This window comes from Verrucomicrobiota bacterium, from assembly GCA_037139415.1.
Taxonomy (GTDB): Bacteria; Verrucomicrobiota; Verrucomicrobiia; order Limisphaerales; family Fontisphaeraceae; genus JBAXGN01.
This window is the reverse complement of the sequence record JBAXGN010000256.1, coordinates 1-8,707: the sequence shown is the minus strand read 5'-3', so window position 1 is coordinate 8,707 and position 8,707 is coordinate 1. Positions and strand designations below refer to the sequence as shown.

6 protein-coding genes are annotated in these 8,707 nt (G+C 59.5%); 3 read left to right on the top strand and 3 right to left on the bottom strand.

The window, feature by feature from the left end:
- Nucleotides 1-86 precede the first annotated feature (86 nt).
- Genes kaiC through WCO56_27325 form a run of 3 tightly spaced genes read right to left on the bottom strand, consistent with a single transcriptional unit; the run spans nt 87 to nt 5,985 of the window.
- A complete protein-coding gene (gene kaiC / locus WCO56_27335) occupies nt 87-1,847 on the bottom strand; it encodes a circadian clock protein KaiC (protein MEI7733315.1) in 1,761 nt (586 codons plus the stop codon).
- Nucleotides 1,848-1,853: 6 nt separating this feature from the next.
- The gene (locus WCO56_27330; GenBank protein ID MEI7733314.1) at nt 1,854-3,335 is read right to left on the bottom strand and encodes a histidine kinase; all 1,482 of its coding nucleotides are present in this window, start codon (nt 3,333-3,335) and stop codon (nt 1,854-1,856) included.
- A gap of 31 nt (nt 3,336-3,366) precedes the next feature.
- Nucleotides 3,367-5,985, bottom strand: coding sequence for a chemotaxis protein CheB (locus WCO56_27325; protein MEI7733313.1), 2,619 nt, complete (start codon nt 5,983-5,985; stop codon nt 3,367-3,369).
- 171 nt (nt 5,986-6,156) lie between these two features.
- Between WCO56_27325 and WCO56_27320 the strand changes: the two genes are divergently transcribed.
- The 3 genes from WCO56_27320 to WCO56_27310 all read left to right on the top strand — a co-directional run bounded on the left by WCO56_27320 (nt 6,157) and on the right by WCO56_27310 (nt 8,370).
- On the top strand, nt 6,157-6,654 hold the full coding sequence (locus WCO56_27320; protein MEI7733312.1) for a hypothetical protein: 498 nt from the start codon (nt 6,157-6,159) through the stop codon (nt 6,652-6,654).
- A 767-nt stretch (nt 6,655-7,421) separates the two neighbouring features.
- Nucleotides 7,422-7,976 carry a Panacea domain-containing protein gene (locus WCO56_27315; protein MEI7733311.1) on the top strand — a complete coding sequence of 185 codons (555 nt, stop codon included), beginning with the start codon at nt 7,422-7,424 and terminating at the stop codon, nt 7,974-7,976.
- A 73-nt stretch (nt 7,977-8,049) separates the two neighbouring features.
- Nucleotides 8,050-8,370 (top strand): hypothetical protein, encoded by a 321-nt coding sequence (locus tag WCO56_27310; GenBank protein ID MEI7733310.1) that lies wholly within the window; start codon nt 8,050-8,052, stop codon nt 8,368-8,370.
- Nucleotides 8,371-8,707 lie beyond the last annotated feature (337 nt).

Here is an 8,707-nt window from a genome sequence, read left to right as displayed (position 1 = left end):
ACGGATAAAAAAATCACCGAAAACAGTTGCAAAAATTAACACCGTTGCTGGGGAGCGGGAGGCGCGCGGCTGGGAGGTTTTGGTGTTCATGAAATATTCTTCCCGGGTTTGGGTTTACTGTGCGTGCTGGCCGCCACCTTGATATCCGCCATGCGCAAGAGGCCGGAGGCCGCCCGCTCGGTGCCCAGCACGGAAGTTCGCGTGCCGACCTGTTCGGCAATGCGCCGTAGTTCCAGTGCTTCGCTTTCGTAATCGGAGCGCAGCCCGCTGATTTGCCGGTCGAGCGCCGAACGTTTGCGCTCCGCTTCGCGCTTGAGCGTCGCGGCTTCCTGTTGGTTGGCGAGCACAGCGGCTTTTTCCAAAGCCTCTTGCGCCACGCGGGCGGAGCCGGTCAACACACCGCTGACCCCGATGTAGGCGTCCACCAGGTCAATGCCCCGGTCCGAAATCAGGAACTCGCGGATTTGGTTCGAGTGCGCCATGCCGCGTGCCTTGAGCACGTAGAGCACGCGATTGCGCTCGCCGTTGCCTTCCATGTCTTGCAACAACAGCCAGGAGTCCATGAGCGAGGACATGGAGGCCTCACTATGTTGCAGCTCGTGCCCGGACTGCGTCAGACTGGTGAAGAGCGTGGTGACTTGTCGGGCCTTCAAGTAATCCACCAGCCGCGTCACCATCGCCCGGCATTCGGAGGCGGTGCCGGCGTCCATCAGGCTGGTAATCGGGTCCATGATGACGACCTGGGGTAGAAATGCGGTGATCTCCTTGAACATCGTGGCCAAGTGCATTTCCAAGCCGTAGAGCGAGGGCCGCGCCGAGTGAAACCGCAGCAAGCCGCGTTTGACCAGCGGCTCCAAGCGCAATCCGATGGAAAGCATGTTGCGGATGATCTGGCTGGGCGATTCCTCGAATGAGAAGAAGAGCACGCGCTCGCCACGCCGGGCGGCGGCTTGGGCAAAGTTGGTGGCGACGATGGTCTTGCCGGTCCCGGGCGTGCCCGAGAGCAGAATACTGCTGCCGCGAAAAAAGCCCCGCCCACCCAGCATCGCGTCGAGCCGGGGGATGCCGGTGGCAATCCGCTCGCTCGACACCGTGTGATTCAGCCCCAGCGACGTGATGGGCAGCACGCTGATGCCCTCTTCGCCGATGAGGAAGGGAAATTCGTTGGTGCCGTGCATTGCGCCGCGATATTTCACCACCCGCAGATTCCGCGTGGCAATCTGGTCATTGACCCGATGATCGAGCAGGATGACGCAGTCGGACACGTATTCTTCCAGCCCGTGGCGGGTGAGTTGTTCGCGCCCGCGCTCGGCGGTGATGACGGCGGTTACGCCCTTCTCCTTGAGCCAGCGGAACAGCCGGCGCAACTCGGCGCGCAGGATGCCTTCGTTGGGGAGGCTGGAGAATAGCGCTTCGAGCGTGTCCAGCACCACCCGCTTGGCGCCGATGGAATCAATGGCGTAATTGAGGCGGACGAACAACCCCTCCAGGTCATACTCCCCGTTCTCTTGGATTTCGCTGCGCTCGATGTGGACGTAGTCCATCGCAATTTTCTTGCGCCGGATCAGGCCCGCCAGATCAAACCCGAGCGAGGCGACGTTGGCGGTTAATTCCGCATCGGTTTCCTCGAACGCCATGAACACGCCCGGCTCGTTAAACTGCACCGCGCCGCGCACGAGGAACTCCGCGGCCAACAGGGTTTTGCCGCACCCCGCGCCGCCGCAGACCAGCGTGGGTCGTCCACGCGGCAGACCGCCATCGGTGATTTCGTCGAGCCCCTGGATGCCCGTGGGGCACTTGGGCAAATGCGGCATTGGTAAAGCGGGTTTTGGAATGGTCTTTTTCATGGTCATTTAAAGTGTGGTTTCAGTGGGTTTTGTAAGTGGGTTCTCCCCCCCCCCCCCCCGAGCCGACTTACGGTCAAAAGGTATATGCGCCCGGATGGTGGTGCCCGGACCGGGGGCGGATTCGATGCTGAGGGTGCCACCGATCATTTCCACCCGCTCGCGCATGCCGAGCAGCCCCAGGCGTTTGTTTTTCCGGGCGTTGAGTACCTGTTCGACGTCGAAGGCCTTGCCGTTGTCGTTGATTTCCAGGCAGACGGCTTCTCCAGGCTTCAGGAGGCTCATCTTCACCCGGCTGGCGTGCGCATGCTGGGTGACATTGGCCAGGGCGGATTGCACCACGCGATAGAGCACGGTGCGCTGGTCGCTGCTCAATTGTTCCACGGCTGCACAGGTCGTGAAGTGTACGTGGAGGCCGGTCTGTTTCCGGAAGTCTTTCAGGAGGGCATGGAGGGTGGCGTTCAGCCCCAGGTCGTCCAGCAGCGGTGGGCGCAATTCCCGGGCGAACTGATGCACGATGTGTACCGACTTTTCCACCAGTCGTTGTGTGCGGGCGATGCGTTCCTTGAGTTGCTTGGGGGTGGCCTTGCCGGTCTGGATCAAGGTTTCCAGGTGGACGTTGATGCCCACCAAGGTCTGCACGATTTGATCGTGCAGCTCGCGGCTGATGCGTTTGCGTTCCTCCTCCTGCGCGTGCAGGATTTGATGGGAGAGGTGCCGCAGTTGTTCCTGCTGCTGGCGGGCTTGTTCGAGCAACTGCCGCTGGTGTTGCTCGCTTTGCTTGAGGGCCACTTCCACCTCCTTGCGCTGGACGATTTCCCGCTCCAACTTCTGGTTGCTGGCGGCCAGGGCCTCGACGCGGCGTTGCGCCTCTTCCGCCCGCTTGAGGGCGGTGATGTCCGAGGCCGCCACCCGGCACCAGGGCTGCGCTTTCCCCAGGGGGACGACGGCCAGGGCCTGAAGGTCCACCCAAAAGGCGACCCCATGCTCGTCCAGCAGCGACAGTTCGCAGACCTGTTTCTTAGTCCCGGCGAACACCTTTTTCAGGAACTCCAGGAAGATGGGTCGGCTTGCCGGGAGCACAAATCGCGGCAGGGGCCGGTTGATGAGCCGGGACCGTTCTACGCCTAGCAACGCGGCCCCGGTCAGGTTGACCTCCAGAATTCGCCCCTGTTCATCCAGGGAGTAATAGCCAACCGGGGCAAAATCGTAGAGATCGGTGAACTTCTCCAGCGCCGACTCCGCCGCGTCACGGGCTTCCTTAAGCGCGGCGTTCTGCATTTCCAGTTCAACTTGGTGGACCTCCAATTCATGAAGCACCCGCTGGGGATCAGCCGCCGATTTCGGTGCGCCGTGCTCCGTCGGCGCAGTTTTCTGCCGTTCATGCAGTCGGGCTTCCGCATGGCGATAAAGCTCCGTCATCATCGGGCAGTGCTTCGGCTCAAGGTCGAGGATTGGCAGTGCGGCGGTGGTTGGCGGTGGCTTTTTCATTGGGGCGTGTTCACTGATAACTGTTTACTGTTCACTGGTTTTTCCCACTCCTCAGCTTCGCCTCCAGCGTCTTAGCCACGGTGATGTCCGCGAAGGTGATGACCACGCCGTCAATCCGGTTGTCCAGCGTGCGATAAGGCATAATGCGCACGGTGTACCAGCGCCCATCCCGTGCGGCGACCGGTTTTTCCGCCGAGGTCAGCGTCCGCAGGACTTCGCGCACGTCATCCGCCAGCGTGGGGTCGTTCAGGTCCGAGACCAGGTCGGTGATGGGGCGGCCGACGTCGGCAGGGATGAGCTTGATGATTTTGGTGGCCTGGGGGGTGAAGCGGCGGACGTTGAGGTCGTTGTCGAGGAAGAGGGTGGCGATGTCCGTGCTGTTGAGCAGGTTCTTCATGTCGCTGTTGACCAGGGACAGGTCGTCCACCTTGGTCTGGAGTTCGGTGTTGACGGTCTGAAGCTCTTCGTTCAGCGATTGCAACTCTTCCTTGGAGGTGGTGAGTTCCTCGTTGGTGGATTGCAGCTCCTCATTGGTGGACTGTAATTCTTCGTTGGTGGATTTCAGTTCTTCCTGCGAGGTTTGCATTTCCTCGCGGGTGGTGCGCAACTCTTCGCGGGCATGCTGGAGTTCCCGCTCCAATTCCGTCAAACGCGCGCTCCGGGCGTGCTTTTTCGACACCCGGTCGGGCACCGTGGCGGCCACCGGCGCGGGCGCGTCGGCAAAGACGATCATCACCAACCCGCGCAGCGGCTCCGCGTCCTCAATGGTCTGCACGGTGATATCCACGAACTGCGTACCGCCGTTGGTGCCGACCTGGAGGCCGGGGAGGCGCACGGGTGTTTTTTGGCGCAGGGCTTTTTGGAAGGCGTTGGTCAGGTCATAGCGCAGGCTTTCGCGGGCCATGGCAAAGATGTTCCAGTTGGCCTTGCCGGCGGCCGGCTCCAGGTATTTGCCGGTGCGGCCGCTGATGTAGAGGATGTCCCCCTTGTCATTGGTGAGCACGGAGGGCGGGGAATAACGCTGCAGCACCAACTGATCCGCCAGGGTTTGGAGGTTGAGCGCCGGTTTCGGTGCCAGGCGGGCTTCCGCCTCGGCGTGCGGGACGGGGGTGAAGGCGGAGGGAAACTCAATGCTGTCCGGCTGTAGGGCGGAATCGCGCCGCTGGAAGAGCCGGAATTTGCCGCTGAGCGGAGTGTACAGGTTCGTGAAGCTGCCAATCGTCTCCGCGCTGCCGAGCAAGAGGAGCCCGCCGGGACTGAGGCTGTAGTGAAACAGCGGCATAAGTTTTTTCTGCATTTCCGCCGTCAGATAGATCAGCAGATTGCGGCAGCTCAGAATGTCCAGCTTGGTGAAGGGCGGGTCCATGATGAGGTTCTGCGGGGCAAAGATCACCAGCTCGCGGATTTCTTTGCGCACCCGGTAGCCGTGGGCTTCTTTGGCAAAGAACCGGCTTAGGCGCTCGGGCGAGATATCGGCGGCGATGTTCTCCGGGTAGAGGCCCTGGCGGGCCTTGTCAATCGCGTCCCGGTCCAGGTCGGTGGCGAAGATTTGCAGGGCGAAATTGAGTTTGGGCTTGGGCTTGGCCAGCTCCAGCGCTTCCTTGAACACGATGGCCAGGGAATAGGCTTCCTCCCCGGTGGAGCAACCGGGCACCCACGCGCGCAGGGCGTGGCCGGGCGCCCGGCTCGCGAGCAGCGCCGGCAGGGTCTCCTCGGCCAGGTGCGCCCACGTGGCGGGATCGCGGAAGAAGCTCGTCACGCCGATCAGCAGCTCCTTGAAGAGCAAATCCAGCTCCTGGGAATTCTCCTGGAGGTACCGGATATAGGCGGGAATCCTGTCAATCTGGTGGATGCCCATCCGCCGCTCAATCCGGCGGTACAGGGTGTTGCGCTTGTATTGCGAAAAGTCATGGCCGGTGCGGGCGCGCAGCAGGATGATCGCCTTGTCCAGGGCGCTTTGCGCCTTGTCTTCCAGGGCCAGTTCCGGCTCGACGAGGAGCGGGGTGCGTTTCAGATAGGCGAGAATCCGGCCCGGCAATTCGGCCACCGGGGCCACGATATCCGCCAGCCCCGCCTCAATCGCGCTGCGCGGCATGCTGTCGAATTTGGCCGTCGCTGGTTCTTGCACCAGCACTACGCCCGCCTTCTCCTTGATGGCCCGCAATCCCAGCGTGCCGTCCGAGCCCATGCCGGACAGGATCACCCCGATGCTGTGCTCCTGCTGATCCTGCGCCAGCGAGCGCAGGAACGAATCAATCGGCAGGCGCAAACCGCGGGGCGCCATCGGCGCGAGCAGGTGCAGCACCCCGTGCAGGATGGAGAGGTCTTTGTTCGGCGGGATCACATACACGCAATCCGGCTGCACCGCCGTGCGATCCTTCACCTGCACCACCTTCATGGGCGTGGACCGTTGCAACAGTTGGGGCATGATGCCCTGGCGCGTGGGGCACAGGTGCTGGACAATGACAAACGCCATGCCGCTGCCCGCCGGCACGCCCGCGAGGAATTGCTCCAGCGCCTCCAACCCCCCGGCGGAAGCCCCAATCCCTACAATGGGGAAGGGGACCTTGGCCGGCGGGGCAGGGGGTTCCGGGGTGGTGGTGATGGCTGGTTTCTTCACGTGGCGTTTTGGCGTAGAATTCTTTTTCATTGCAGTACAGCCACTGTACCCGCTGGCGGCAGCGGGGGCAATAGAAAAGGAACACGCGTATTCATAGTCAGTGTCAGTTTATGCTTTTCGCGTCCCCCCCGCTATGGGGTGTTCACCCCATGGCAGAGAGCGCCATCCGCGCGTAAGTTAGCTCTAGCGAAAGGCTGTTCTATGGCAAAACATGCTGAATCACTCGACCCGATTGTCCACTCCTTCCCCGCGACGGCGGAGCCCGCGGAACCGTGGATGGAGCTAAACGTTACTGTCGCCTATCAAGACCTGCTGACCCGGGAATGGGCCTGGGCGGTGTGCGACCATACGGTGCGCCGCGTCGGGACGGGCACGCTCCGCAGCACGTGGTGGAAGATGGATTTCCTGGAACATCCGCCGTTGTTAACGCAAGCCGTCCAAGCCGCCGTCCAGGCCGATGCAATCATCGTTGCCCTCCACGCGGCGAAAACCCTGCCCGACGCCCTATGCCGCTGGTTTGACGAATGGCTGACGCAATGCGCGCAGAAAGAGAGTACGACAAATAACGCCTTGATCGCCTTAATCGCCGCCACCTCACAGACGGCATCGCACTTGGAATCCACCCGCGCATACTTGCGGAACGTCGCCGACCAAGGCCGTTGGGATTTCTTGCCGCAAGAAAAACTGGTGGTCGTTTGAGCGGGCCGAAACGCCGGGCGGTGCCGCCGGTCAGCGCAGTGCCAGGATTTGCCTGTCAAAGCCTCGGGAGCCGCTTTAAGGGGCCGTGGTTTTGGTGAAAACCCATGTCGGTCTCGGCCAGACCTATGTGGGTCTGGACCAATCCTATGTGGGTTTTGGCCAAACCAGTCTAGGTTTCAGTCAGACCTATGTAGGTTTCGGCTAAAACTATGTGGGTCTGGACCAAACCTATGTAGGTTTCACCCAAAACTATGTAGGTTTCAGCTAAAACTATGTGGGTTTGGACCAAACCTATGTGGGTTTCATCCAAACCCATGTAGGTTTTGCCAAAACACACATGGTTTTTTGATGATTTTTGAGGTTTTTGGGGTGGTTGAACCGGAGTTTGCACCAAAACCATGTAGGTTAAATCTTGGGAATAAGGCACTTACGCCAGAAACCGCCAAAAACATCAAAAACCGGGGATTCCCGGCTTTAGCCGATTCCGCATTCCGAAATCCGAAATCCGCATTCAAAGGTTCCGCACGCCGCCTGCCGAACTGAGCTGTTTTTCATTCATGCCATCCGTGTCATCCGTGGTTAAAATTTCCCGGTCTTCATTTTTCTGCCGGTTCATCTTTCTGCAAAAGGAATTTGGTTCCCAATTTTTTTGCCATGGCCTTCTGGCTCGGCTCCCCAATGTTCAACGCGATGGGAATCCGTTTTCGCATTTTTACTTGCATTGCGGGACGGAATCAGGCAGTTTTCCGCTGTACAAGAAACGAACCATGAACCTGCCATTCAACGAACGGAAAGCTACCCAGGCGGCCGCCCGCCTTCTGAAGCTGCGAGGGAGTTCGATGAGCTACCTGAAGCTCATTAAGCTCCTTTATTTGGCCGACCGCGAGGCGCTGCTGCGTTGGGGCAGATCCATCACCACTGACCAGTACGTTTCCATGCGTCATGGTCCGGTGTTGAGCCACGTGTTGAACTTGGTTACTGAGGAAGATTCACCGGGGGATCCGTCCATTTGGGCGCAGCACGTCTCTGAGCCGGAACATTATTCAGTTCGACTTCAGAGCGATCCAGGTGAAGATGAACTTTCCACTGCGGAAATGCAATTATTGGATGAAATCTTCAAAAAATATGGGGCCAAGACGCGCTGGAATCTGGTGGATATAACGCACCAACTGCCGGAATGGAAAGATCCTCAGGGCAGTGCCATTCCGATCTCGTATCGCGACATCCTGAAGGCAGGCGGAAAAAAAGAATCCGAGATTACCGCCATCGAAGACGAACTTGAAGAAGTCGCCTTGATGGAAAACCTCTTGGGCGCTCATTAGTAAAATGCTTGCGCCAGGGGATACGGTTTTGATGGTGAAGCCGCGGCACGATAGACCGCACCTATGGATTCTTGTGACGGCGGTCAATCCTCAGACCGGCGAGGTCATCATCGTTAACTTCACTACCCAGCGTTCCAATTCCGACAACTCCGTTGTAATTCGTCCGGGTGAACACCCCTTCGTGGATCATCCAACCATCGTTTTCTACGCCGATGCGAGAGCGGCAGAGCTCCAGCTCCTCGAGGCAGCTATAAAACAAGGCACCATCAGCACGCACGCTCCTTTGTGCCCGGCCTTGCTAAAGCGAGTTCAGGAAGGCCTGCTCTTGTCGCCATATACGCCTGGGAAGATAAAAAACGCGTTCATGGCCGCGCAGAAGCAAGGCTTAGCTTGAGCCCAGCCGTGCTGCGCTCCCGTGGCCGGACTTTTATCCTTCTGCCTTTAGCACGGTCCCGGATTTGCTTTGATGGTTGTGTCTGCGCTATTCTTCTGGAACTGGCATCTTCATCATTCCGCATTCCGAGCGGATCTGGTTTTCATCCGTGGCATCCGTGTAATCCGTGGTTAAAAATCCGGAATTGAACCACCGATTACACCGATAACACTGATCGTACCAAAACACCTATCAGGCATTCCGCAATCCGCAATCCGAAATCCGCATTCGAATATTCCGCAATCCGCAATGGAAGGTCCCTTCCCCGTACCGCAGGTTTCGAAACCTGCTGTGTCGC

Coding starts and splice junctions, on each gene's coding strand:
- WCO56_27320 (MEI7733312.1), top strand. CDS start 6,157: ATGGCAAAACATGCTGAATCACTCGACCCGATTGTCCACTCCTTCCCC.
- WCO56_27315 (MEI7733311.1), top strand. CDS start 7,422: ATGAACCTGCCATTCAACGAACGGAAAGCTACCCAGGCGGCCGCCCGC.
- WCO56_27325 (MEI7733313.1), bottom strand. CDS start 5,985: ATGAAAAAGAATTCTACGCCAAAACGCCACGTGAAGAAACCAGCCATC.
- WCO56_27330 (MEI7733314.1), bottom strand. CDS start 3,335: ATGAAAAAGCCACCGCCAACCACCGCCGCACTGCCAATCCTCGACCTT.
- kaiC (MEI7733315.1), bottom strand. CDS start 1,847: ATGAAAAAGACCATTCCAAAACCCGCTTTACCAATGCCGCATTTGCCC.